The sequence below is a fragment of the Paenibacillus sp. FSL K6-0108 genome, from assembly GCF_045040695.1.
Lineage (GTDB): Bacteria > Bacillota > Bacilli > Paenibacillales > Paenibacillaceae > Paenibacillus > Paenibacillus pabuli_B.
This window is the reverse complement of the sequence record NZ_CP150288.1, coordinates 1,651,293-1,678,068: the sequence shown is the minus strand read 5'-3', so window position 1 is coordinate 1,678,068 and position 26,776 is coordinate 1,651,293. Positions and strand designations below refer to the sequence as shown.

25 protein-coding genes and 2 other annotated features (1 of these 27 running past the window's edge) are annotated in these 26,776 nt (G+C 45.6%); of the genes, 6 read left to right on the top strand and 19 right to left on the bottom strand.

The window, feature by feature from the left end; translation table 11 throughout:
- Positions 1-194 (bottom strand) — a binding site (T-box leader); it reaches 155 nt to the left of the window's first position.
- Positions 195-260: 66 nt separating this feature from the next.
- Positions 261-621, bottom strand: a binding site (T-box leader).
- Between the two features lie 313 nt (positions 622-934).
- From tsaD to MHB49_RS07550, 6 genes are all read right to left on the bottom strand, one after another.
- Positions 935-1,990 (bottom strand): tRNA (adenosine(37)-N6)-threonylcarbamoyltransferase complex transferase subunit TsaD, encoded by a 1,056-nt coding sequence (tsaD, locus tag MHB49_RS07575; RefSeq protein ID WP_062323739.1) that lies wholly within the window; start codon positions 1,988-1,990, stop codon positions 935-937.
- A complete protein-coding gene (gene rimI / locus MHB49_RS07570) occupies positions 1,987-2,508 on the bottom strand; it encodes a ribosomal protein S18-alanine N-acetyltransferase (protein WP_247901271.1) in 522 nt (173 codons plus the stop codon). The genes tsaD and rimI overlap by 4 nt, the downstream gene beginning before the upstream one ends.
- 237 nt (positions 2,509-2,745) lie before the next feature.
- Positions 2,746-3,594, bottom strand: coding sequence for a tRNA (adenosine(37)-N6)-threonylcarbamoyltransferase complex dimerization subunit type 1 TsaB (tsaB, locus tag MHB49_RS07565; RefSeq protein ID WP_405157072.1), 849 nt, complete (start codon positions 3,592-3,594; stop codon positions 2,746-2,748).
- A 2-nt stretch (positions 3,595-3,596) separates the two neighbouring features.
- On the bottom strand, positions 3,597-4,079 hold the full coding sequence (gene tsaE, locus MHB49_RS07560) for a tRNA (adenosine(37)-N6)-threonylcarbamoyltransferase complex ATPase subunit type 1 TsaE (protein WP_247901270.1): 483 nt from the start codon (positions 4,077-4,079) through the stop codon (positions 3,597-3,599).
- Between the two features lie 203 nt (positions 4,080-4,282).
- Positions 4,283-4,459, bottom strand: a complete 177-nt coding sequence (locus MHB49_RS07555) for an H-type small acid-soluble spore protein (protein WP_053783520.1) — start codon at positions 4,457-4,459, stop codon at positions 4,283-4,285.
- A 5-nt stretch (positions 4,460-4,464) separates the two neighbouring features.
- On the bottom strand, positions 4,465-4,761 hold the full coding sequence (locus tag MHB49_RS07550; RefSeq protein ID WP_247901269.1) for a hypothetical protein: 297 nt from the start codon (positions 4,759-4,761) through the stop codon (positions 4,465-4,467).
- A 200-nt stretch (positions 4,762-4,961) separates the two neighbouring features.
- On the opposite strand from MHB49_RS07550, the gene MHB49_RS07545 reads away from it, so the two are divergent.
- From MHB49_RS07545 to ligD, 5 genes are all read left to right on the top strand, one after another.
- The gene (locus MHB49_RS07545; protein ID WP_405155661.1) at positions 4,962-5,873 is read left to right on the top strand and encodes a Ku protein; all 912 of its coding nucleotides are present in this window, start codon (positions 4,962-4,964) and stop codon (positions 5,871-5,873) included.
- Positions 5,874-6,184: 311 nt separating this feature from the next.
- Positions 6,185-7,054: a VOC family protein gene (locus MHB49_RS07540; protein WP_405155660.1), complete on the top strand. Its 870-nt coding sequence runs from the start codon at positions 6,185-6,187 to the stop codon at positions 7,052-7,054.
- Positions 7,055-7,269: 215 nt separating this feature from the next.
- Entirely contained in the window at positions 7,270-8,367 is a 1,098-nt protein-coding gene (locus MHB49_RS07535; protein WP_405155659.1) for an endospore germination permease, read from the top strand.
- 67 nt (positions 8,368-8,434) lie between these two features.
- Positions 8,435-9,400 (top strand): RNA ligase family protein, encoded by a 966-nt coding sequence (locus tag MHB49_RS07530; RefSeq protein WP_405155658.1) that lies wholly within the window; start codon positions 8,435-8,437, stop codon positions 9,398-9,400.
- 80 nt (positions 9,401-9,480) lie between these two features.
- Complete coding sequence (gene ligD / locus MHB49_RS07525; RefSeq protein WP_405155657.1) at positions 9,481-10,371, top strand: non-homologous end-joining DNA ligase; 891 nt, start codon at positions 9,481-9,483, stop codon at positions 10,369-10,371.
- Positions 10,372-10,430: 59 nt separating this feature from the next.
- On the opposite strand, the gene MHB49_RS07520 is transcribed toward ligD, so the two are convergent.
- Positions 10,431-11,339: a YitT family protein gene (locus MHB49_RS07520; RefSeq protein ID WP_247901263.1), complete on the bottom strand. Its 909-nt coding sequence runs from the start codon at positions 11,337-11,339 to the stop codon at positions 10,431-10,433.
- A gap of 346 nt (positions 11,340-11,685) precedes the next feature.
- The gene (gene cls, locus MHB49_RS07515; RefSeq protein ID WP_405155656.1) at positions 11,686-13,125 is read right to left on the bottom strand and encodes a cardiolipin synthase; all 1,440 of its coding nucleotides are present in this window, start codon (positions 13,123-13,125) and stop codon (positions 11,686-11,688) included.
- Positions 13,126-13,500: 375 nt separating this feature from the next.
- Between cls and MHB49_RS07510 the strand changes: the two genes are divergently transcribed.
- Complete coding sequence (locus MHB49_RS07510) at positions 13,501-14,847, top strand: hemolysin family protein (RefSeq protein WP_405155655.1); 1,347 nt, start codon at positions 13,501-13,503, stop codon at positions 14,845-14,847.
- A gap of 212 nt (positions 14,848-15,059) precedes the next feature.
- On the opposite strand, the gene MHB49_RS07505 is transcribed toward MHB49_RS07510, so the two are convergent.
- The 11 genes from MHB49_RS07505 to MHB49_RS07455 all read right to left on the bottom strand — a co-directional run bounded on the left by MHB49_RS07505 (position 15,060) and on the right by MHB49_RS07455 (position 26,773).
- The gene (locus MHB49_RS07505; protein ID WP_405157071.1) at positions 15,060-16,157 is read right to left on the bottom strand and encodes an AI-2E family transporter; all 1,098 of its coding nucleotides are present in this window, start codon (positions 16,155-16,157) and stop codon (positions 15,060-15,062) included.
- Positions 16,158-16,359: 202 nt separating this feature from the next.
- The gene (locus tag MHB49_RS07500; protein WP_405155654.1) at positions 16,360-17,163 is read right to left on the bottom strand and encodes an ABC transporter permease; all 804 of its coding nucleotides are present in this window, start codon (positions 17,161-17,163) and stop codon (positions 16,360-16,362) included.
- Positions 17,156-18,064 (bottom strand): ABC transporter ATP-binding protein, encoded by a 909-nt coding sequence (locus MHB49_RS07495; protein ID WP_247901259.1) that lies wholly within the window; start codon positions 18,062-18,064, stop codon positions 17,156-17,158. Before MHB49_RS07495 ends, MHB49_RS07500 begins: the two co-directional genes overlap by 8 nt.
- 527 nt (positions 18,065-18,591) lie before the next feature.
- A complete protein-coding gene (locus tag MHB49_RS07490) occupies positions 18,592-19,110 on the bottom strand; it encodes a hypothetical protein (protein ID WP_405155653.1) in 519 nt (172 codons plus the stop codon).
- Between the two features lie 88 nt (positions 19,111-19,198).
- Entirely contained in the window at positions 19,199-19,765 is a 567-nt protein-coding gene (locus tag MHB49_RS07485; protein WP_405155652.1) for a VanZ family protein, read from the bottom strand.
- A 43-nt stretch (positions 19,766-19,808) separates the two neighbouring features.
- Positions 19,809-20,726 carry an LCP family protein gene (locus MHB49_RS07480; protein WP_405155651.1) on the bottom strand — a complete coding sequence of 306 codons (918 nt, stop codon included), beginning with the start codon at positions 20,724-20,726 and terminating at the stop codon, positions 19,809-19,811.
- A gap of 39 nt (positions 20,727-20,765) precedes the next feature.
- Complete coding sequence (locus tag MHB49_RS07475) at positions 20,766-22,097, bottom strand: UDP-glucose dehydrogenase family protein (protein WP_405155650.1); 1,332 nt, start codon at positions 22,095-22,097, stop codon at positions 20,766-20,768.
- On the bottom strand, positions 22,094-23,482 hold the full coding sequence (locus MHB49_RS07470) for a sugar phosphate nucleotidyltransferase (protein WP_405155649.1): 1,389 nt from the start codon (positions 23,480-23,482) through the stop codon (positions 22,094-22,096). Before MHB49_RS07470 ends, MHB49_RS07475 begins: the two co-directional genes overlap by 4 nt.
- A gap of 48 nt (positions 23,483-23,530) precedes the next feature.
- Entirely contained in the window at positions 23,531-24,526 is a 996-nt protein-coding gene (locus MHB49_RS07465; RefSeq protein ID WP_405155648.1) for a polysaccharide pyruvyl transferase family protein, read from the bottom strand.
- Entirely contained in the window at positions 24,492-25,877 is a 1,386-nt protein-coding gene (locus tag MHB49_RS07460; protein ID WP_405155647.1) for a lipopolysaccharide biosynthesis protein, read from the bottom strand. Before MHB49_RS07460 ends, MHB49_RS07465 begins: the two co-directional genes overlap by 35 nt.
- Positions 25,877-26,773: a glycosyltransferase gene (locus tag MHB49_RS07455; protein WP_348773248.1), complete on the bottom strand. Its 897-nt coding sequence runs from the start codon at positions 26,771-26,773 to the stop codon at positions 25,877-25,879. The genes MHB49_RS07460 and MHB49_RS07455 overlap by 1 nt, the downstream gene beginning before the upstream one ends.
- Positions 26,774-26,776 lie beyond the last annotated feature (3 nt).

Below are 26,776 nucleotides of genomic sequence, written 5' to 3'. Positions count from 1 at the left end.
CCCTCTAACGGAGGTTAGCCGTTGCTGTGTACCACGATGTCCTTGGTTACAAGGACAAGGGGTGAGACATAGTCTCACCTGCTTCCACAGCTCCGTTCCCGGGCGAGATTCGAACGATTCCAGCCGCTGCGTCGCACCACCCCGCAGCTCTCTGTGCGCTTTATCGTTTTACTGCTCCCGTTCATTACATTTATGATATGTGACCATGAATTTCATCACCATTTTGAAAATCAAAAAAGCCTGCCATCTCCTGCAATATTGCAAGAGACGACAGGCTGTTCACCTTCGCGGTACCACTCTTGTTGACTTTCATTTTCCTTCGAGCTGATCCAGTATGCGTCCATACCGTTTTCAGTGCCCAAAGTGACAAAAGCCCCCTCAGTTATTGTTCATGTTCTACGGAAATGTCTCATCTGTATTCCATCAACAACGGCCCTTTCACGGAGGCAACCCGTAACCATGTACTTTGGGCCATCATCGGCCTTCGGCTTCTCCCAGGGAGTCACCGTGTTCCATCGTTCCGCTTCCAGGTGAGTTTCAGGTTTCCTTCGACTGCGTTGCACCACCCCGCAGCTCTCTAATACCCGGAATTACCTTACTGTTCCTGTTCATTGCGTTTCAGTTCAGGAATCTATATAAGTTCAACAAATGAATATTTACACTGGCGCTCCGATGACAGAAAAACCTTCCGATCGCTGTTATCCCCAGATTTCTTTGATTCCCTTCTAAAAGGGAAAATCCGGTGATAGCATATGCTCCCGATGCAGCTTTCTTTCAGAAAGCTTTTAGGCGAACGCTTCGCTTCTTCAGGTTATTTCTGTCCTCTCCGCTATCGTGTAAATGTTTAGTTAAACAAATCGTATTCCTGTTTTAATTTGTAATTAATATACAGTCTTCACTTGAGACTGTCAAGTCTTCAAATACATGAATTATTCTACAGCGATTGAACAGACCATGCCTCAAGTGAAAGTCCCGGATCAGCCTTGGCGTCGAATTCCGAGATTTCTCCCCGCTGCCATTTCAAATACGCCGCAGCTCCAATCATCGCGGCATTGTCGGTGCAATACTCCATCGGCGGAATCAGCAATTCGAGTCCTTCCTTCGCACAACGCTCCTGTAAAGCTGAACGCAATCCCCGGTTTGCCGCAACGCCACCGCATAACAGCAATTGACGTGAGCCATATTCACGGACAGCCCTTACTGCTTTTTCGACCAAAACTTCAACAACAGCTTCCTGGAATCCCCGTGCCACAGCAGATGGTTCAAGCGTTTCTCCGCGCATTTTGGCTTGATTCAGAACATTAAGTACAGCTGACTTCAGACCGCTAAGGCTGAAATCATATGAATCTGCTTCAAGCCAGACGCGCGGCAAAGGTACCACCTGTTCTGCTTCAGCAGCCATCCGGTCCACATGCGGTCCTCCCGGGTATGGACAACCCAATGCACGTGCCACTTTGTCATAGGCTTCGCCTACAGCATCGTCACGTGTACGTCCAATCAGTTTGAACTTGCCTTCGGATTCCATATGCACAAGCTCGGTATGGCCTCCAGAAACCACCAATGCCATTGCTGGATATTGCAGCTCATGGGTAAGTCTGTTGGCATAGATATGCCCTGCAATATGATGTGTGCCAATGAGCGGTTTGCCAAGTGCCATGGCCATGGTTTTCGCTGCCACGATGCCGACCAGCAATGCACCAACCAGTCCGGGTCCTTGCGTCACGGCAATCGCACTCAGATCACGCGGACGGATACCGGATTGCTCAATGGCCTGCTCCAACATCAATGTAATCACTTCCACGTGTTTACGCGAAGCCACTTCAGGCACAACCCCGCCAAATGCCTTATGTGTCTCGATCTGGCTCGAGATCAGATTGGACAACACTTCCCGTCCATCCTTGACTACCGCTACGGATGTTTCATCACAGCTAGTCTCCACGGCCAATATATAAGATGGTGCTGAACTTATCTTTTCATTGAAATCCTTCATGAATCCGTTACGCTTCCTTCCTCTTCGCCGCTCCGGCTCGCAGGCGGCAAATTCGCCCACATAATCATCGCATCCTCCCCATTGTCGGAGTAATATCCTTTGCGAAGACCTGCCGATTCAAACCCTTTTTTCTGATACAAGCTTTGGGCAATCCGATTTGAGACCCTGACTTCCAGCGTCATTCGTTCCATCCCGAGATAAGCCGCTGTTCTCATTAATTCGTCCAGCAGCTTCTCACCGAGCTTGCGCCCGCGATAGGCTTCCCGGACTGCAATATTGGTAATGTGGGCTTCATCCATGATGGTCCACATGCCGGCATAGCCAATCGCTGTACCTTCCAATTCCATAACCATATATTTAGCAAAATGATTGTGTGTCAATTCATTCCGAAACGCTTCTTCCGTCCAGGGCAAGGTGAAGGCTTCATGTTCAATAATCATAACATCAGGAATATCATCCAGAGTCATGAACCTGAACTGGAGCGCTGCTTCCTGCTCGTCATTCTCCACGTGTTCCATCTGCTTCTCCTCCCCTTTTAATGCATGTTCAAAAAAGACCCGCTTTCAGTACCGAGAAGATGGGATGAAGCTAGAAATGGAGTAGCGGACCGTAGGGAAAACTACGTGAGCAAATACAATGTTCCGAAAGAACATTCTTCGGAAGCATCCGCTTATTTCGGCTGAATTCCATATTCGATGCTGATGATGCCCTAGGCATCCTTCGTAATCACAAGCGGACTTTTTGACCAGCCTCTTTTAGCCTTTGCGCAGCAGATTGGCTTCTGCTTCAGCAAGCTGGGTGTAGTTGGGCACAAGCGCATGCACGTCATCTCGCTGACCTGCAAGCAGCGCCTCGGCGCCCAAGCGCCCAACCCAGCGGCCCTCCAGCTCATAGGGTACGAGCTGGAGCGCCGTTCCTGCGGGGCAGCGGAGTTCAGCCGCTGCCGCCGCATGCGGGCCCGTCTCGCCGACAATCCAGACGGCAGCGGGCCGCTCTTCCGGCGCCGCTTCCGCCATGCGGGCGGCGAGGGCTTCCAGCCATCCGTCCACCAGACGGATGGCATCCGGTTCGAGCCGCCGGGGCGCAGCGCTCCCGGCGGAGGCAAACAGCGCGGTATAGGCTTGACCGCGCCGCGCATCCACAAGCGGAACGATCCAATGGACAGGGGCGGCACCTGTGCCGCCCTGGTCCGCGGATGGCGTTCCGCCAGCCCCTGCTGCGGCATCCTCTGCCGCAGCTTCGGCCTTGGCGGCGAGGCCGCTGTGCCAGCCGCCCCAGGCCAGGGCCTGAAGGCTGGACACCCCAACAACGGGGATGTCCCACGCCCAGGCCAGCGTCTTCGCCGCGGTCACCGCAATGCGGATGCCCGTGTACGAACCCGGGCCGATGCCGACGGCAATGCCGTCCAGCTGTCCCGGCTGCGTGCTGCTGGCTTCCAGCAGCTGCTCCATTACAGGTACAACGTGTACCGAATGGTTGCGTTCTGCCCGTTCATTGCGTTCTTCCAGAAGAGCATGACCTTCCATAACTGAAGTTGCCATCACCGCAGTCGAGGTATCCAACGCCAAAAACCGCTGGCGCGGCTGTTTTTGTAAATCTTCCATCATCATTTGACTCCATTCTGTCTAAACTGTCGGCACATGGCAGCATAAGTCTCACCATACCCATCCAGCGTAATCGTTCGATCTTCCGGACCCGTCGTCTCGATCTGCACATGCAAGTGTTCCTGCGGCAGCAATTCGGGAATGATGCTCGACCATTCCACCAGACTGACTCCGGCTCCATAGAAATACTCATCCAGTCCAAGCTCGTCCGCTTCTTCCAGCGATATGCGATACACATCCATGTGATACAAGGGCAGACGCCCTTCGTATTCCTTGATCAGGGTAAACGTAGGGCTGTTGACCACATCACGTACACCCAAATGCCAGGCAAACTTTTGTGAAAATGCCGTTTTGCCAGCCCCCAAATCACCATCCAATGCAATCACCATGCCGGCGTTTGCCTGTTCAGCGAGTGCGGACGCCAGCACTTCTGTATCTGCAATGCCATGGGAGTGATACACCCACTGCTCATGCGTCTGATTCAATATACGCCCCCACCTTTGGCGGTCCAGCCGCCTGAGTTCACTTTGAACTTTATTATATCGGTCCCATTCTCCCCCCGCAACATCGAAGGATGAGAAGCAGAGCGGAGCATAGGCTACCATTCACACGAACGACAAATAAACCGGCACCTTACGGCACCGGCCTGACCTAAACATGCCTCACCAGCATGTTCTTTCTCCTTGTTTTACTCTTCCAAACGGTCTACACGTACTGTCTGGGTATTGCCCGGCCTGCTGCCCACCTGCACCGTTGCCATGCCATTGGCCTCATCTACATTTTCGATCCAGACCGGGTCTCCTTCCAATGTAACGGCAATCGTATCTTTGGAATCATAAATAGCTTTCGCCCGTTTCACATCCATCATAATTATTCGTACTCCCCTTCCGGATCATCATGCGATTCCCGCACCATGCTGTCTGTTGTACTTTCACCGATATAACCGTTGTCTTCCGTTACTTGTCCACCGCCCAGGCCCTCATTCACCATCCGGTCAATGTCCAGCATGAACGACTCCCTGTCAAGCGGCAGCTCTTCTGAGGTGATGGCCTCCCAGTTAACCGCTGTTGCAGGTGTATGAAAACCTTCAGCCCCTTCCGACTCGGCACGAGGATACGGAGAGAACGTATGGGCATGAGCTTCGGCTTCATCTCGTTTGTTTTTCATAGGGGGACCTCCTGACATAAATAGTTAATAACTAACATCATCCTCTTTCAAAGCCAGTGCTTTTACAGCGCAGACTTTGAAGGATGTTTCTGTTATCATCCCCCACTCTTTCTGAAGCATACCGCTTCCGGGAAAATAGGGTTATCCCACCCGTAAAATGCCCATACTATTCATAAAATGTTCTCGGAAAGGAGCCGTTCATGCATACAGTCTGGAAAGGTGCAATTAGCTTTGGTCTGGTTCATGTTCCTGTCAAAATGTTTTCGGCTACCGAAGATAAAGACATCTCCATGCGTTATATTCACAAAGTCTGCGGCAGCCCACTCGCTTATGTTCGTAAGTGCCCTTCCTGCGAGGTTGAGGTTCAATGGGAAGAGATCACCAAAGGATATGAGTATGAGAAAGGCAAATTCGTCTTGTTTGAGAAGGACGAGCTTGAAGCGTTAAATGATTCCAGCAGCAAAACGATTACCATTCTCGATTTCGTGGATTTAACGGAGATTGATCCGATTTATTTTCAAAAAACGTACTACCTTTCCCCCGATCAAGCGGGAGGAAACGCCTACCAGCTACTAATGACTGCCATGCGGGATACAGGCAAGATTGGCATCGCCAAAATCTCCATTCGTTCCAAAAGCAGTTTGGCTGCGATCCGTGTGCTGGGTGATTGCATTTCCATGGAAACCATTTTCTATCCGGACGAGATCCGTCCCGTCACCCAGGTTCCCAACCTGCCCGAGGTTCTGAACGTCAATGAGAAGGAATTGACAATGGCAAAACTTCTGATTGATCAGTTATCTACTCCTTTTGAACCCGGTAAATATACAGATGACTATCGCGCCAAACTGCTTGATCTGATCAATCACAAAGTGGCAGGTGAAGAAATCAAAATTGCCCCTGCCAAGCCGGAAGCCAACGTCATGGATCTCATGGCTGCGCTGCAAGCAAGTATTGAAGCTGTAAAGCCCATTCCTACCGATCCAGGAACCACCACGGCCAAGCCAAAGAAACGCGCTCCCAAGAAAACTACGGTTCAGGCAGCGGCTGGGGGAGAAACAGAAACTCCTTCTCCTGCCAAAAGAAAGAAGGCTGCGCCAAAGCCCAAAGCGTAAGCAACAAAGGCAAGCGCTTGTCATCAACATCAACTTTGGAAAGAAATCCGGCTATGAAGCCGGATTTTTGTTTTGTATTCCCTATTTGCAACGATACTTACCAAGAATGAGCACACCAAAATCAAAATTACAATTGACGAAAGTTGATTTATATTTTATATTAACTTATGAAAAGTAACCTATTTATAAATATACAGTTAAGCCTCATAACTACATGAATTATGACACTACAATAACCCGATTCCATTGCCAATGAGTGAACCGCAACAATTCAACTAATTCAACTAAATTTTATACAGGAGGAATTCCTTATGAATTCAACTTATCAAATTCCTGCTACTACCCATCTGGGTGAAGTAAGTCTGCGAATCAGCAATTTGGATCGCTCCATTCAATTTTATACCGAAGTGGTTGGGCTGAAACTTCTTGAACGCAGCGATAAAGTCGCTACCCTGTCAGCTGATGGAAAACAGTCCCTTCTGCGACTGGAGCAGTTAGCCAATGCAGTGACGATGCCTGTTCGCTCCACTTCGGGCCTGTATCACTTCGCCATTCTGCTGCCTGATCGCAAATCGCTGGGCCTTGCTCTTCGTAATCTGGCTGAATCCGGCATCGAAATTGGTCAAGGTGACCATTTGGTCAGTGAAGCATTCTACATTTCCGATCCAGATCAGAACGGGATCGAAATCTATGCAGACCGCCCCCGGGACACCTGGAAGCGGGATGCAGATAATAACTACATTATGTCAAGTGATCCCGTTGATGTAGACAGCCTGTTCGCTCTGGCCGCGAATGAGCCTTGGCAGGGATTGCCTGCCGGAACAGTCATTGGTCATGTTCACTTTCATGTACGCAGTCTGGAAGAGTCACGCCGTTTCTATACAGGAGTACTTGGATTCGATATCGTTGGTAACTTCGCCAACATGTCCGCCCTGTTTGTGTCCGCAGGCGGTTATCACCATCACATCGGACTGAACATTTGGGCTGGTACCGGAGCGCCTGTGAATCCGGCCAATGCGACAGGCATCGACTACTTCACCATCATTTATGAAGGAAAAGAACAATTGGAACAAGCTGTCGAACAACTGCGTCAATCAAACACATCAATCGAACAGCAAGGTAAGGACTGGTTTACTGTAGACCCGCAGAATATTCGCATTCGCTTGACCACAACGAGCTAACACGAGAAATCCGTGACATGAATATTGTGTATGAAGCTAGTACTCTGATTAGCCCGGATAACAATTCCCTTGCTCCATCTAGGGAATTCAGTTGTCCGGGCTTTTTTCCCTGCCTTTTTTATGTTCATAGATGCCTATATCCATTTCCAAATAAAATTGGTGCAATTGGTGCATCCTAACCAAATATCTAGATCGACATGCGAAGGAGAACCCACATGATTGAGAAGGGGCGTTTAACCGTAAGACAGCTGGGCTCACTGATGTTCTTATGCACGATTGGTGAGCAGATTATCGTCTTCCCCTCGATGATCACCTCATATGCACATCAGGATGCATGGTTGTCCGCATTATTGGGCGTTGCTGGAGGAGTAGGGGTTTTGTCCATTATGCTTGTTCTATACAAACTACAGCCCCGGATGAATCTGATCCAACATGCATTGCATACTCTTGGACCCTGGATCGGAGCTTTCATCAGCTGCTTTTATCTATTCTATTTTCTGATGGGAACCTCTGCGTTCATAAGAGAAATTGGTGATTTCATGACGACCCAGATCTTGCCTGAATCTCCGCTTTTCATTGTCAATTTGCTCTTTGTATGTACCCTTGCTTGGGGACTCCTTTCTGGTCTTGAACCTATCGGCAGGAGTGCAGAGGTTTTTCTTCCCCTGATTGTGGTGTTCCTGCTCATTCTGACTGTCTGTCTGTTCCCACATTCACATCTGGACAACATCAAACCCATTCTTGCGGAAGGCTTTCTAAATCCCTTTAAAGGCTTTGTCGCTGTGCTTACCTATCCATATTGTGAATTGTGTATCTTTCTTATGCTCTTTCCTTACGCCAAAAAGGAAGCACATTGGGAAAAAGATATCCTTCTGGCAGCCATCATAGGAGGACTGATGCTTTCCCTAACGCTAACCATCTGTCTGCTGGTCATGGGGCCATTTATGACGCAGCACCATTGGTTCGCAGCATTTAATCTGTCGCTGAAGATTAATATAGGCAACTTTTTGCAGCGCATTGAGGCCTTTATGGCTTCCGTCTGGATTATTGCCGTCTTTTTCAAAAGCATTCTGTTCTTGTATAGCTTTGTACTCGGAATCACTCATCTCTTCAAACTGTCCAGCTATCGTCCACTCATTTTGCCGGGTGCCCTGCTGATTCTGGCCATGTCCCTTATTCTCGCCCCCAACGAAAATTTCTATCTCAAAGTTGTTGTTCCGTATTGGATTGATTGGGACCTGACCTGTGGCATCGGAATTCCTTTGCTGCTCATTATGGTACATAAACTAAAAGCAAGGCTTCGTAAGGGGTAAACTTGTAACATCCAACTTAGGAGATCAAGCTCAGGCAGATTTAAAATAGGAAAGGAGTTTTAAGCATATGTTCAATCCCCTGGTTCCTTTTGAACCTATATCCCGAGACGTGATTCCTACCGGGCCAAACTGGATTGCCCAAATTAAATGGGATGGGGTCCGCATGCTTGCTTACGAGGATGGACACGGAATTCAGTTGATTAATCGCAGATTACACAACCGAACTGCACAGTATCCTGAACTGGTCCAGCCACGCAATCTGTGCTCCGTCCCTTCTTACATTTTGGATGGAGAGATCATTGCCCTTGATCCGGATACGGGAAAACCGTCCTTCTATCACGTGCTGCGGCGAGATCGCATGAGCAGACCAGATGGCATTGCCCAAGCTATAAACCAGATTCCGGTGACTTATATGGTATTTGATATTCTTTTCTGCGATGGGGTATGGGTCACAGATCAACCACTTGCAGAACGTCAGCGTCTGCTGCACCAGGTTCTGAATCCTGCTCCCCATGTTCAGGAGGTAACTAATACGTCAGATCCCGACGCCCTGCTCACTGTAATGAGGCAGCACCAGATGGAGGGAATTGTATGTAAGGACCTTTCCAGTACCTACGGCATCAACGGTAAGGATCAACGCTGGCAGAAGGTCAAGATTTTCCACGATCTTTATGCGATGATTGGTGGAGTAACTTACCGCAGCGGTACCGTCAATGCAATTGCAGTCGGTGTATACGATGGGCCTAACTTTGTCTATATTGGTCATGTAGGCACGGGTAAACTGAACTCGGACTCCTGGCGTAAATTAACCGAAGAAGTGAAGCCTCTCATCCGAAAGGATAGACCCTTTTATAACATTCCGGAAAGAAGTGCCGAGACCACATGGATCGAACCACAAATCGGTGTCAAAGTGCAATTCATGGAACTGACCCGCCATTTTACGCTACGTCACCCAAGTATTCAGGCTTTTGCTTCGGTAAAACGAGATGAGTGTGGGATCAGCCAGATCAGTCAGCTTATCCCTGAACGATAAACCATTTTTCTATCCGCCCATAATAGTAAGAGAGCTTACATTTTTCTTTAAAATCGTACTTACCACAGGAGGTGGTCTTCATGGCCCACACAATAAAGGGCACCATAACAATTAATGGAACGGAGCTTACCGTAACCAATCCGGACAAGTTGTTATGGCCCGAAGCAGGTGTAACCAAGGCTATCTATTTGCAAAAACTGGCTGCACTGGCTCCCTATCTGCTTACTTACACACGCAACCGGCTTCTTACCACGATACGTTACCCACATGGTGCAGGCGGCGATTTTTTCTACCAGAAGAATGCTCCAGATCCCGTTCCAGAGTTTGTACGAACCGAGGTGCATGAGGGGATACGATATGTAGTGATGGACAACCTTCCTGATCTGTTATGGCTTGGCAACCTAGCCGCTCTGGAGTTTCACCCTTCCTTACATGCTGTAGGCAGCCATCTGCCTTGCGAGTGGATGATTGATCTTGATCCTTCGCAGGAAGAAGAGCCTCGCATTATGCAAGCTGCTCTGATCGTGGGAGAAACGCTGACTTCGCTTGGTTTGAGATCCGTACCCAAAACCTCTGGTGCCACAGGTATACAAATTATTGTTCCGATCCGCCAAGGAATAACCTTCGATCAATTAAGGGACATCGGTTATTTTGTAGGCAAATACGTCACTCAAAAACATCCGGATCTATTTACACTGGAACGCTTGAAAAAAGACCGCGGGGATCGCATTTATTTTGATTACCTGCAACATTACGGCGGCAAAACACTCGCAGCTCCCTACACACCCCGTGCCAAACCAGGCGGTACTGTATCTACTCCCCTTACCTGGGACGAGGTTCGGAACAACGTATCGGTTAAGGATTACCACTTGATGAACATTGTGGAACGCCTGACGCAGACCGGGGATCTGATCGCAGCTGTCGAACCCCAGCCTGTTGAGCTAATCATCCAGCATTTAAAACAAAAATAGCCGGTCACCCTCAAACCAAGGGTACCGGCTATTTTTTCGTTTACGCGCGATGAGATTCGCTAATGTATACCTTTTTTCTTGAAACGTCCGCCCTTCACATCGTGAATGTTCCCAATTGCCACAAAGGCATGCGGGTCCCAATCTTCAACAATGGACTTCAGTTTAGCTTCTTCCAAACGGGTAATCACCACAAAAATAATTTTCTTCTCGTCTCCGCTGAAGCCGCCCTCTCCATCCAGGAAAGTGACGCCACGACCTAGACGGTCGGTCAAGGCAGAACCAATATCGCGGTACTTCTCACTGATAATCCATACCGATTTGGATTGATCCAACCCTTCATTTACAATATCGATCATCTTCATTGCAATATAATAAGCAATCATGGAATACAGAGCGTTTGGCCAGCCAAACACAAAACCTGCACCAGCAAAAATAAATACGTTAATAAAGAGAACGATCTGCCCAACAGATAACGGTGATTTCTCACTCAGCAGAATGGCTACAATCTCAGTACCATCCAGTGAACCACCCGAACGGATAACCAGGCCTACTCCAACACCGAGGATCAATCCGCCAAATACTGCTCCTAACAGCGGTTCACCGGGCGTCAATGCCGGAACGTGGTGTAACAAAGATGTTCCAATGGACATTACCACAATCCCGAGCAGTGTAGATAACGCAAACGTTTTACCAATTTGTTTATATCCCAGAATCAGGAAAGGCAAGTTGAGCAAGGTCAGGAAAATTCCGAGTGGCAGATGCGTAAGTTCTGACACCATAATCGAGATCCCTGTGATTCCACCATCAATAACGCCATTTGGCACGAGAAATACTTCGAGTGACACAGCCATCAGTGCAGCACCGACCAGAATCATCACAATGCGCTGCAGAAGCTTCAATGAAAACACCGAGCTCTTCACATTGTGGTCCGGCTTGGATGTTAATTCTTTAACCGTTACATTGGACATGGTATCCCCCCGTTATGATCAATATGTGAATCCATTTCATAAATCATTTAAGTACTTCAGAGGAACCCTGCATACAGTAGAACAACACCGTTCCAACGCTATATGCACCCCGTTGTATAAGCACCTAAAGGCTATATGAAATGTATTCAAGTATGTCTTAATTCCGGTTGACACTTCCAAAAGAGAGCAAAAGGGAGCCTGTTTTCCCGCAGACTCCCCTCCTTCGCCAAGACATAATTTATATAAACATTATATCATAAAAGATCAAATTTGAGCAAAATAGTTAGCAAAAAGAAGATAAATTCACAAAAAGTGAACTTATCTTGAGAAATCCGCCCTAAAACGGCTAAAGCAGCGGAGAAAGCATGCGAGAAAGCATTTCTGCCCCTTTTTGCCACCGTGAACGCCGTTGAAATACCTTCACATCAATCTGGCTGCATTCATGCAAATCACGCTCAAAATCCTCGGTCAATCGCTGCATGGATGATGTCTCGAACAACACAGCGGTCAACTCGAAATTACAGAAAAAGCTGCGCATATCCATATTGGCTGTACCTACCGTCGCAAGCAAATCATCCACAATCAGAACCTTGGCATGTACAAAACCTTTGCGATACTGATAGAACTTCACTCCCGCACGCAACAATTCTTCCACATAGGACATAGAAGCCAAGTGCACAAGCCGGGAATCGGATTGATACGGAATGATGATTTTCACATCCACTCCACTGACGGCAGCCGTCTTGATTGCTTCATATAATGCAGGATCCGGAATGAAATAGGGTGTTGTGATGTATATGCGTTCGCATGCCACGGAAATCGACCCAAAGCACATTTCCTGAATGGCATCCCAGTCCTGATCCGGTCCGCTGGCCAGAATCTGAATCCGTTCATCCCCACTACATATATGCGGCGGGAACAGTTCTGTCAGCTGAGGCTCTGTAATCTGCTCCCCGGATGCAAGCTTCCAGTCATTCAAGAACGTATTTTGCAGAAAATAGACGGCATCTCCTTCGATCTGTACATGGGTATCACGCCAAAAGCCAACCTCCGGATATTGCCCAAGATAATCATCTCCTACATTAATTCCACCCACAAACCCAATCTTTCCATCCACCACAACAATTTTACGGTGATTCCGGTAATTCACTCTTCGGTCAATCGTTGCAATGAGCGGCGGCAGAAAATAATGAAACTCAACCCCTGCTTCCTGTAACTTGCGGATAAAGCTCCAACTCATTTTGTGACTGCCGAGTCCATCGCAAATCAATCTCACTTTGACGCCTTCTCTGGCTTTGCGAATCATTACGTCCTGAAACCTGGTACTGATGACATCATCCCGAAAAATATAAAATTCAACATGCAGATGATGCTCTGCCTGTTCCATTGCCCTCAGCATGGCTGCAAATGTCTCTTCACCATTCGTAAGCACCTGACTCCGGTTGCATCCTGTGATTGGGCTCTCAGACAGGTGTGACAGCAGATTGAACAAACGCTGCTGATTGGTGAATCGACTACCCGACATCTGGTCGGCATGATCCACAATATGAGCCTGCTCCCAGATTGTTTCCCGTATTTCACGAAAGATTCGAGAACCGCCTTTTCGGACCTTTTTGCGTTTGCTGTAGTCCTGGGCGACAAAATAATATACAACAAAACCGATCAAGGGTATACAGAATAAAATAAAAAGCCATGCCACAGCTTTCGCCGGATTACGGAATTCCAGCAACAGAATGGTGGCTGCCTGAAAAGTAAATACGAGCAATAAAATGACCAGCCAAAACATTCGGCTTCCTCCTCATGGCAAGGTTGAAACCCTGCCGATCTCTCTGACTACACTAGCTTTGACGATAAAGTCTTTAGCTAATCATAGATACCCAATGTATGTACTGATCGTAACGTTTGCTTTAGATAAAGTTTTACATAAGCAGTTGATGTGCAATGCCGTCAGCCAGTTCATTCCATGTTCCACGTTGTATATTCTGACTCTGTTTCGCTTTACATATGATTCTTTTCAGTCAGCAGAGCAGCACTTTATCACCATTTACTACATTTGACCTTCCAGTCTCTTCCTCTTTTCTTGACCGGAAGGTGGTCTTCTTACGTAAAATTAGATATAATATTCGTTAAAAACTTATTACTTAAAGGAGAAGACTCGTTAATGGACAGTGAGAGGTATGCGATAAATTTAGTATTGGTTGCTTTTTTGATAGGACTTTCGGCGTTTTTTGTAGCGGTGGAATTTGCACTTGTAAGGGTTCGCCCGAGCCGGATTGACCAAATGATTGCAGAAGGAAACAAGCGTGCCTTGGCTGTCAAACAAGCCGTTGCCAACCTGGATGGATATTTGTCCGCCTGTCAGTTGGGTATCACGATTACATCTCTGGGTCTGGGCTGGCTGGGAGAACCAACGGTTGAGAAAATTCTCCACCCTGTGTTCGAAAGCATGAGCATGCCGGAGACCGTTTCTTCATTCTTATCGTTTGTTATTGCGTTTGTTGCTATCACTTACTTGCATGTGGTAGTTGGTGAACTTGCACCTAAAACGATTGCAATCCGTAAAGCCGAAGCCGTTGCTTTGCTGACGTCTACACCTATCATCTGGTTTAACCGAATTATGTATCCTTTTATCTGGCTATTAAACAGCTCAGCGAATCAACTGGTCAAGTTGTTCGGAATCAAGCCTGCATCGGAACATGAAGAAGCTCACTCGGAAGAAGAATTACAGATTATTATCAATGAAAGCTTTGAGAGCGGCAAAATCAACCAAGCCGAATTCGGATATGTAAGCCGGATTTTTGCTTTTGATGAGATGCTAGCCAAAGAAATTATGGTACCCCGGACTGATATGGTCTGCCTTTATGTCAATAGATCAAACGAGGAAAACCTGGAGATTATCCGTCAAGAACAGTACACCCGTTTTCCTGTAGTAAATGAGAGCAAAGACGATATTATCGGTATCATTAATACCAAGCAATTTTTCCTGGAATTGTACGGAAACGACGAACCTGTCGACCTTTCTTCCCTCATTCAGCCGGTATCCGCTGTGCATGAAACAACTCCAGTCAAGGATCTGCTCAAAAAAATGCAGAAGGACGGCGTCCATATTGCCGTGCTGGTCGATGAATATGGGGGTACTTCCGGGATTGTAACGATTGAGGATGTGCTTGAACAGATTGTCGGAGAAATCCGGGATGAGTTCGACGCAGACGAAGTGGAGGATATTCAGGTCATCAATGAAAACTATGTCATTATGGATGGCAAGGTATCTTTGTCCAAAGTAAACGACATGTTCACATCAAACCTGGATGCTGACGAATGGGATACCATTGGCGGATGGCTCTATAGCCATCGTCCAGAGATGAATGAACAAGAAGAATATGAATTCGAGAATCTGACCTTCGTTTTGCTGGAAAAAGACAAGAATCGCTTCTACAAAGTCGCCGTTGTTCCCAAGGAACCGCTGACCATGTCCGACTACATCGAGGAAGACGAGTCGAATTCATAATCTAACATTTAAGCTTGTCAATAAAGATACACTAAAAGGGAAGTCCATCGTCGTGAAGATAATGGACTTCCCTTTTTTTTCATAATGGCAGGCATATCAGGTGTGTGCCGCTGTTGACGTTCCTGGATGTTTAGTGTGACTCGCACAGGCCGTCGAATTTCTAACGAATCGAGCACGTAAGCGAGTCTGAAGTTCGTTACACCGTAGTTGAATTAATTGGCTGGATCTGCCTTGTCTTCAACGATTCGATTCTGAATCTTCCGGAAAATGATTTTGATAATCATATACAGTGGAATAACGATGATCATCCCGAGAATGTTTCCCAGATCCGCCCCTACAAGCAGCAAGATGACGGTAGTTAACGGATGAATATCTAACTGTTTGCCATAGACATAAGGAGAGATCAGATTGTCCTGGATCTGCTGGGCGATAACAATGATGACAAGCGACCAGATCGCCATTGAAGGGGATTCAATAAACCCCACGATGACAACAGGAATGGCTGCCAGCAAGGCACCCACATAAGGAATGAAGTTCAGAATAATGGACACTACCGTCAGAAGAAGTGCATATGGCAAACCAAGGATCAGAAAACCGATATACATCAGGATGCCCAAGGCTACATTGACAATGACACGACCCACAATATAGCCACTTAGAGCTTCATCGATTTCACGTACCGCCTCTTCTCCATCCTTACGGTAACGTCTAGGGAGCAACAGTGTAAGATTGGTTCCAAATTTACTGCCTTCCTTGAGCATGTAATACAGCATGATCGGGAATGTCGCCAGAATAATGACCAGATTGGATACAACCGAGAACAATCCGGATACGTAATCCGTAACCTGGGCAATCCCTTGACTCAGAAAATCAGAGAAGCGCGAGAACAGATCGGAATCTTCAGGTAGATATTTTGAAATGAAACCGCTTCTCTCGAATTCACCCAACTGATCACTAAGGGAAGTAATCAGTACCGGGGCATTTTCTACAAAATTCAATAGCTGCTCACGTAATGAAGGCCATACGAGCACACTAAATCCTGCCATGATCAGCGCGATCACCACGTAAATAATTAGGACTGACAATGCACGTTTCATATTGTGCCGTTCCATATAATCGACGAGTGGACGCAGCAGATAATAGAAGAAACCGGCAATCAACAGCGGAATGATGATGATGTGAATCAGTGAGGTCAGAGGACTGAAAATAAAATTGACTTTATCCCCCAAATACACGATGAGCAGCAGCAAAATAATGGCTGTGCATATGCGATAAAACTTGTTGTTTATCAAGTAACGTGATCCCTCCATACGCTGCTCTGCCAAATACCGACTGCGGCGATAATATGTATGTATTTCAACTAAATACATCTTGGCAGCATGTTCCATTCCAAGCCGTATTCTCATGCATAATTATATGTACCCTTAAATGCTAGTCATGCCACAGCGGATGCTGAATATACTCACTTTTCTATCCTGAAGGAGAAATTGGGCAAAAAAAAGAAGCAGGCGATTAGCCTGCCACATCTCTTTTGTTGAATACAACCCATGAGATCAACATAAAAACGACATAATATACAGCTAGCACAGCAACAGAAAAGCCAAGTGTCATGCCTGCATTGGCTTCGGTAATTAGTCCTGATCCTGTTGCAGAGTCCATGTATTTTCCAAGATCCATATTAGTAAACAGGACATACTTCGTCCATTCATAACGGTTCGGATTGAAAATCAAAGACAACGGATTCCTGGTAATTATAATAAATAGAGATATCCCGATGGACAATCCTCCTGATCGAAACACAATGGCGAGCATAAAGGCAATTGCGATAGTAATAAAAAGATCAACGTAGGAAAATCCCCATGATGCAATAACGCGCCCAGCAGTATTAACACTATCACCCTGGTCGTACGGCACTGATTGTGAAAACAGGATGTACGACATTCCCGTCGCCAGAATGATAATAAGCAGTGTACTTAAGAGACTGAAACCAATCACTGCCACATATTTGGATGCCAGAATTTTGCTTCGTGACCACGGCCGGATGAGCAGCAGCTTAATTGTTCCCCAAGTGAACTCTCCTGCTACCACTTCAGTTGTAATGACAACACAAAAAATACTATTAAGAAATACAAAAACAATCCCCACTGTTGTTGAGGCTGACTCCCAGATTGAAATCCCAGTCGATCCCATACCCTGTCTAAACAAAACTGGTAATAATAACGAGAAAATCGCAAGAATGGAGAGAAATGTCCAAGTGAGCGATCTACGGTAAATTTTCATATTCTCATTCAGAACCAAGTTCCAAAAGCTACCCAATGCTTCCGCCCCCAGTCACCTGCAAAAATTGATCTTCCAGCGTATGGGTTACATTACGGATACCGTATACCTGGAACCCTTCACTAACCAGCCTCGCATTCAAGTCCGGAATCTGCTCACGGGATAAACGAATCACAATGGCATTGCCCTGAACTGTAGCCTCGCTAATGAGTTCGGCTGCACGCGGGGCATCATTTACCTCAAAAGCAACCTCAGTTAGTACGTCTACTCCCGCCTCAGCTCTGAGATTTCTCACATCAATCAATTTGCCATTTTGGATAATCGCAACGGTATCACACATCAACTCCATCTCGGACAGCAAGTGGCTGGATACAAAGACGGTGATTCCTTCCTCCTGACAGAGCTGACGCAAATAATCTCTAAGTTCCCGTATTCCCTGTGGATCAAGTCCGTTGGTGGGTTCATCCAATACCAATAACTTTGGCTTATGTAATATGGCTTGAGCTACACCCAGACGCTGGCGCATACCCAGAGAATAGGTCTTGACCTTGTCATGAATGCGGGCTGTAAGTCCTACACGTTCAATGGTCTCGGCAATACGTTCTTTCGTAATGCCAGGTGACATCCGGGCAAAATGAACAAGATTCTGATATCCTGTCAGAAATTTGTACATTTCCGGATTCTCGACAATGGCCCCAACCTGAGCTATGGCTTGTTCAAATTCATTCTTTACACTGTGTCCCGAGATGATGATATCACCTTGACTGATGGACATGAGTCCTACCATCATTCGAATCGTTGTTGTTTTCCCCGCCCCATTGGGTCCTAAAAAACCAAAAACCTGCCCCGGAGAAATATCCAGAGTCAGGTCACTGACCAATGATCGGGAGGAGATGATTTTACTGACGCCTTGAAGACGGACAACCGGCTCCTGCTGCATTCCATTTCCTCCTTCATCAACGGACATTCGCATCATGCCCGTTTCTCATATGAAGATAGTGTATCATAATCTTTAGTATATTGTCCCGCAAACTGGGATTTCCCTTGACGTTTCATATGAACTACACACGCTTCACAGCATCCAAGCGGCATTTCACTCCGATAAAATCCGGTGCGAAATACGTGATTGCCTCCACAGTCCTCTTCCTTTAGTTCGACAGAGCCTCTAGCGACCGACACAATCATCCCACAACTGACACAGTAAAAGCGGTCCATTTCGATCAATGATATTCCTTCCCCTCACAAGGAGCAATGAAGTCCCTGTTATTTGTCGTTAGACGATGAATTTTGATACATTATGTATCTAACTCGTAATTTACTTGACACCGGGACTAATGTCAACCCCTTGCGGGTTTAAAAAGAAATGAAATGCAAAAAAAGCTCTATAAATGCGACTAAAGTCTCACATTTATAGAGCCTTTTCACGTACTAATGATACAATTCGGTTCATAGTATGGGTTTATACTATCATTCGGTTTTGTCCCGCTCGGTCTCGGTATCTCCCTTCTTTGGATAATACCAAAGCAGCGTCCAATCGTCCCCATCCTTTACGATATAACAATCCTGCACGATTTTAAATTGACCAAAGGTTCCCGTAAACTTCTGGGTAACACCAATGCGATACGCCTCTGCGAATGGTTTAACGCCATCCATTACTGTAACATCAAACTCACGTTCCGGCTTTTCCATCTCCAGATCAAAGGTTTCCACCCCGAAATGCTGCATAAAAATATGCGCTCTGGACTGTAAATAGACGCTTTTGGGAAAACGTTCTTTCATCAGCGGATGAAACAACTCCCATGAACTGCCGAAATCACCCGTCTGCTCATATTTGTAAAACTCTTCGGCAATGGCAGCAGCTTCATCTGGTGCATCCGCACGAAACAAATATGGGATGGTTCTGCCTATGAGCCACAACAGCAGCAGTACAAGTGCTATGAATCCGATCTTTTTAAGTAACGCATTCCGGTTCCTTCTTCGCAGCATGCCCCGTCCCCCTTGTCCTACTTCCATACTTATGATGGATAGCAGGCAAGTAGAAGCGGGAACTAGACAAGCAGCATTTCCTGGGAAATCACTTTCTTTTGGCTGAAGATCGCCTCGGATATCTGAATCTTCTGGAAACGGCATTAACACCCATATATAAGGCAATTCCTCCACATCCGCCAAGCAGATCCACACCCACATCCCGGATTGAACTCGTCCGGTTAGGGCTGAACTGCTGAATATATTCATCAATGGAAGCGATAATCACTATCACGGTCAGGGCAGTAGCGAAACAAGCCCACATATGAATTTTCCTATATCTCATCCCACCATAGATAAGCACTGCCAGCACAGCATATACAAATAAATGTGCACTTTTTCGAAATATGAACTCCACAAAATCATACGGTCGTTGTCTTAAGGAATAATCAAGCTCACCGTATGTGAATTGCACATCGGGTAGTGCAAATCCGATCTTCACCTTTTCAGACCATTTATGCAGCCAAGGCTGGATGGTCTGCTGCTGATAAGATTGTGTAGAAAAGTGCCAGATCACCAAAATCCAGCCGGCAATCAGCAGAAGTGACAAGATATAAACATAAGGTCGTTGTTTACGTCTATGCTTATGTCTTCGTTTTCCGTACTCCTCCTCCATAAACAAAGTCCCACCACTTTCATAAACCTTTCATTATTTCTGTTTATTGCTCCAAATGTTTTTCAAGTATTTCGTGAATACGATCCCGTTCCTGTTGATCCACAATGTAATAATAAATCCCATTGATTTTCTCGCCTTTACCCTGAATCTCCACCGTATCCACATTCTCCAGATCATTACGATATTCGAGGAGAAGTTCCTTCATTTCATCAAAAGTAACATCTGTTCTGACATGAGTACCTAGTTCATCCAGCATATTTTGGATATTAAGTACGCTGGAGAATTGCATGGTATTCTTAAGCATCTGCTTCAAAACCTCACGCTGTCGGTCATTACGACCCAAATCCCCTTTCGGGTCATCATAGCGCATTCTTGAAAAACCGAGTGCAGCAACACCGTCCAGATGAATATTTCCTTGATCGTAACGCTGGCCCTCATAATCGAAGGCAAAAGGATTATTTACGTCCACGCCTCCGACCAGGTCAATGATTTTGGCAAAGCCCTCCATATCCACTTTCATATAATAATGAATGGGGACTCCCAGAAATCGTTCGACGGTATTTACCGACATGTCCACGCCTCCGAAGGCATAAGCATGATTGATCTTATCTACTGTGTTGTGTCCCACAATATCTGTTCGTGTATCCCTTGGAATGTTAAACATGAGCACTTGTTTTTTCCCCGGGTTCACACTCAGTACAATCATGGTATCCGAGCGTCCTCGATCATTCGGACGTTCATCCACACCCAAAATCAGTGCATTGAAAGGCTCTTTGCTGTTGATATCCACCCGTAGCCCACCTCTGCTATCTGTGACCGAGACGGGCTTTACAGGATTTCGAGGCTCATAAATTTGGTCAGCGGTTGATTTAACGGATTGGTAGAGATATATGGCATAGCCAAACACAACGACGACAAAAAAGGAAACAATCCAGATGGTAACTTTCATCCACTTTTTCATGGGTTCTTCCTCACTCACATTCAAGATGATGAATAGCTGTTAAATGATTGCTGCCGCTTTCCCTTCCAGTTTCGTCAAACCCGGACGACCAACCGAATAATATTGAAGATTTGACGCCTGAACCTGTTCAGCACTATACAAATTACGACCATCAATCATGATTGGATCCTTCATGATCTCGGCAAGTTCATTCAAATCGATATGAGCGAATTCCTTCCACTCAGTCAACACGCACAAAGCGTCTGCTCCTTCAGCAGCGTGAAGTGGATTCTCTTCCCACGTAATGGAGGCTACATCTACCTCTTTACGGAAATTTGCAGTCGCAATGGGATCATAAGCCTTGATTACTGCACCAGCATCACTTAAATGCTGAATGATATCAATCGCTGGAGCATCCCGAACGTCATCTGTCTCCGGTTTAAACGCTAATCCCCAGACAGCAATTGTTTTTCCTTTTAAAGATCCCAGTGCCTCTTCCAGTTTGTGAATGACATGAAAACGCTGATCCTGGTTTACTTGAACAACGGATTTTAATAATTTGAAATCATAATCGACCATGCCTGCAATCTGAATTAACGCCTGTGTATCTTTTGGAAAACATGAACCTCCATAACCAATGCCTGCCTTCAAGAAGGAAGCTCCAATACGCTTATCGTAGCCCATGCCTTCGGCCACTCGTGTAACATCAGCCCCTACTTTTTCACATATATTCGATATTTCATTAATGAATGAGATTTTGGTTGCTAGAAATGCATTGGAAGCATATTTAATCATTTCGGCTGATCGAATATCTGTAATGATCAGGTTCTCCGTCAATGGCCGATGAAGTTTCTTTAGTGATTTAATTGCGCGATCACTGTTTGTTCCAATAACAATCCGGTCAGGATTCAGCGTATCATTGACCGCTGATCCTTCCCGGAGGAACTCGGGAACAGAAGCCACGTCGAAAGGCTGAGATGACATACTGCTAACCAGCTCACGGACACGATCATTGGTGCCTACAGGAACGGTGCTTTTGGTCACAATAATTTTGTAGCTTTCAATGTGACTTCCAATCTCTATAGCTACTTGCTCCACATAGCTCAGGTTGGCTTCACCGTTCGGAAGAGAAGGCGTGCCTACAGCGATAAAGATAATATCCGACTGGCTAATCGCTTCAGCAATATTGGAGGTGAACGATAATTTGCCTGCTTTCATGTTGGAAGCCATCAACTCTTTGAGGCCGGGCTCATAGATAGGAACGTTGCCCTCGTTGAGCATCTTTACTTTGGCCTCATTGTTGTCCACACAGATGACTTGGTTGCCGATCTCCGAAAAGCATACTCCCGATACAAGACCTACATACCCTGTTCCAATCACCGCGATATTCATCTTGTTTTCCCCCAATTCACGCAATTTTGGATAATATCTGTCCATTCCATCTCTATTCGCACGATATCCTCTTCCACCAGCTCACTGCCCATCTGAACTTCAATGATTTCAAGCTCGGTTACGGCTTTTACACTGTGTTTACTGCCTGCCATAATGGAAATGATGTCCCCCTGATTAAGTAATCTCAGTTCACCATCCAGAATCAATTCGCCTTGTCCCGAAACAACTGTCCATACTTCATTTCGTTTGAGGTGGTACTGATAAGAAAAATTCTTACCTGACCCAACGATAATGCGTTTGGTTAATACTTCTTCTCCTCTTGCATTACGCGTGTAATCAAGCACCTTGTAACAACCCCAGCGGCGTTCCTCATACATAGGGCGTTGAGTGTCATCCTTAAGAACCTCTTTAATCTGCGGACTTGCCTCTTTCTCACTGACCAGAATGCCATCCGGACTGGTCGCAACAATCAAATTGGATACCCCCAGCACACACACCGGGATGTTCAACTCATTGATCAGATGTGTATTCACTGAGCTGTTGGTCATTACACCTTTGCCCACAATATGTGTGCTCATTTCATCCGTCAGCGTATTCCATGTGCCGAGATCTTTCCAATATCCGTCATAAGGTGTAACCACAATATGACCGGCTTTCTCAACGACCTGGTAATCAAAGCTGATTTTCTGTAATCTTCCATATTGTTTGAGCATCTCTTCATACTGAATTGGAAGCTCAAGTGAGATCAGCAGATTAATCAGATAGTTCAGCTTGAATGCAAAAACCCCGCAATTCCAAAGGGCAGATTGTTCGATCATCTCTGCCGCTTCAGTCTCACAGGGTTTTTCTTGAAAACGTGATACTTTGGCGTAATGGTTATATTTTTCGGTTTCATGTAGATCAGGAATAATATAACCGTATTTTTCTGAAGGATACGTGGGTTTTACTCCGATTAATGCGAGCTCCGCACCAGACTTATCCAACACTCCTTCAAGCTCCGCGACTTTATAGAAAAAGGATTCCTCCACATATGGATCAACGGGGAGTACAACGACCGTTTCGTTCAGACTGACACCCTGTACCGAGTACAGATAGGCAGCTGCCAAGGCAATTGCGGGAAAGGTATCTCTGCGTTCGGGTTCTACGACAAGATCAACCTCATCGCCGAGTTGACTCCGTAAAATCTCCACCTGTGGCTTGCTCGTTGCAATCGTGGCCTGTTCGCTTAGCCCCGTATGCTGCAGCTGCCTCCATACCCGCTGCACCATGGATTCAGTCTGCCCTTCGGGGCCCTCCAGTACTTTCAGGAACTGCTTCGATCTCGTATCGTTGGATAAGGGCCATAACCTCTTACCTGATCCACCGGAGAGAAGTACGATTCTCATGGTTATCACTCCACTCTCTATATTTTAAACACATTGAGCCCGGATTTTTCAGACTGTTGCGGTTGATTCCATATACTTTGGCGCAGGAGGAGAGATGGCTTTTGAGGAGGAATCCATGTTTGCCGTGTTAACTTCATGAGTCCATACCCGATAATATCCCGAGTTTTTCCCGTAGGAGTTATCTATCAAGACATTGGGTTTTGCCATAAGGCACGACAGGATATGCCCGTGTAATCTGGAAGAATGAATCATGCGATAGTCCGCGAAACAACGAATAGCCTTGTTCACCAGATAATCACTAAATTTCATCCATAAAAATTGTGAAATGGCTCGTGTCGTCCGCTTTTTTAGCCCTTTACTAATGTAGTGAATCAGTTTCTTTTCATATCTGTTATATAATGTTGGCCAATCCAAGTAATCCCCTTGCTCCTCTGATGAAATCAAAGATTGCTGAGAGATTTGTTCGATATCTGTTCTCAAGAAATTCAACTTTTCTTTACGCGGAGATCGTTTTAATTCAATGGGCCATAATTGATGCGCCATATCAGGAATTAAAGTCACCTCACACTTGAAACGCTCTGAAGCAACCTGATACGACATTTCATCCCGAACATATATATGGAGATCTGGATGTTTATTGAAAATGGCAGCAGTTCTTTGGAGAGCAGATTGATCTTTATAAAATATCGTCTGAGGAAGAATCACAATCTTATGATTCGGATAATGCTGAACAATAGTTTCCCTCAATTTTTGGTGTGCTTCGTATAAATCACCAAAGTTCCCTCCACCATGGAGTACAATAATTTGATCCCGTGGTATTTCAACCTGATAATCAAAATCATGAACACTATATCTATGGGTGACATGAATACGGTGATCTTTAAAGAAAGCCTCTGTTCCCTTCATAATAAGAAGATCCCCACAATTGCTATGAACAGGATAATCAACATAGTAAATATTGGAATTTGAGGGTATGACCTCCAGAATTGATTCAAGTCTTTGTTTCAACTCATCCATGGGATGAGTTCTTTGCACGTTTGGCATCTTTTCCGGCTCCTTTGAATAAGTTTTTCTCTCTCAATCTTTCCTTCAGGAAAATAATATCTTCCTTGTTGTACAGCATCTTGTGCATGGGCATTTTGAAAATAATAGATATCGATGCCAACGACATCAATATACGTACAAAGGAACCCAGCAATAAAGCTAGCCCTATCCCGTATAGACCTAGTAGTGGAGTGAGTACAAAAAATAAAGTAATGGTGACAGCCAAAGCAATGATCTGCCGGAGTACAATTACACCAGGTCGCCCCAGCGCATTAAATGCAGATGCCAAAATCCAGGATCCTCCGCCAACAATGCATTCCAATGATAATAAGTAAAATACACCACTAGCCTCAAGAAACTCCGGTCCGAATAACAATCCAATAAAAAAACGACCAATCAGCATACTAGGTATGATGATGATCGTCATAAGAACCATACTGATTCGAAAGGCTCTGCCTACAAGAGTCAGTACCTTCTCTTGTTCCATGCCTGCGACCTTTGGAAAGATCACATTCGTTATCGCAGTCTGGACTACATTAAACATTCGGGAGAGAGCAAAAACAACCGAATACAGCCCAAAATCTTTGGGCGTAAGCAGCGCCAAAATAATAATTTTATCAAACTGGTTATACAACGTACCTAGCAATTCTACACCATATACTCGAATGCCATAACTGAATAAGTGAATACAGGCTTTGAATTGACCAGCCAATTTGTTTACCGAACTGAATATTTGCTGACGCATGGCATACATGTAACATACTAATACGAGTATATTGGCTGCAAAACTAACGATAATTGCACTTTCCACCGTCAATATACCTGTAATCCATAACAGTACAAGCCCAGTAAGATTTAACAAGGGTGCAAGCAGTCTCGATAAATTGTAAATATGAAACTTATCCGTCCCTTGAGCTGCTGCTGCAAGCGCGCCCATCAACAGCATCACCGGAACCATGGATACCGTATACCAGCGCGCAATGGAAACGACAGATTCCGAATATCCGGAGAGCCAGGAAGAGATGCCAAACCAACTAACAATCCCAGCTATGATGCTGATCGGAATTTGAACCGCAAAACTCATGCTGATGTATATTGGTAATTGATTTATGTTCTTTTTCACATTGTAGATTAACGAGGTTGGCAGACCGAATGCAGCCAGACCAGATATAAAAGCAGGCCAGAACAGTACAGCAGCAAGTTCACCTTTACCGGTTGCCCCGAACATTCGGGCTGTAATAATAGAAGTAAGTGTCGTCACAGCCATAATAAGAATATTGGCAGCACTGGTCATAAGAATGGTCTGCAGCATGCTGAGCTGTCTTGGCTTCTTGGCAATGGCCATGTTCATCAGGCTTTCAGTCCTCTGCTGTTTCGGAATGATCCTACGATCGTCCCGTTACGATAAGATATCTTTGCCATTTCACTCATGACCTTTTGCACATTATTGAATGAGATTAATATTAATAATGCCGCCTGAACAATCCTTACCGTATGCTTGAATATTCCCCATCCACTCTTCTTATAACGTGTTGCATCACTAATGCCTTGCCAATACACTCTTCGCAGCAACCAACGTTTGGTCAGCCTACTTTTTGCTATTTTGTGCTCTACAATAGCGTATGGACTGTAAAAAACTTTATATTCTAAGCGAACCCTACCGATTAGTTCACTTTCTTCACTCGACATTAAATTGCTGCCGACACGTCCTAAATCTTCTCTAAATGGTTCTATCTGTTGGAAAATACTCATTCTGAATGCTACGTTAGCTCCAAAAGGAATAGAGGGCGCCTGCATTTCCACAATCTCGCTAGAAAAATCCATCAGTGTGTACAGACTAACGATATCCTGTGGTATCCAATCAGGTTTCCCACCTTCCCAGATAGGTACTATTTTCCCACCAACACAACCAATTTGGGAATCCATATCAAAAATTTTAATGACTTCTTTAATCCAAGTCGAACAAGCTAGTGCGTCATCATCCAGAAATAAAATAAATTCCCCTTTCGCTTCCTGTATTGCTCTATTTCTTGCATAAGATAATCCTAATTGAGGCTCGAAAATATAGCGAACATGCGCTGGCATCTTAAGAGAGTCGAATAATTCTTTGGTGTTATCTGTTGAATTATTATCAATAACCAGAATCTCGTAATCAACACTACCCGTGTCCCCATTCAAAACACTTTCAACAGCCTGCATCGTGTCTATCGCTCTGTTGTGTGTGCAAATGGATACTGAAGCTCTCATTAA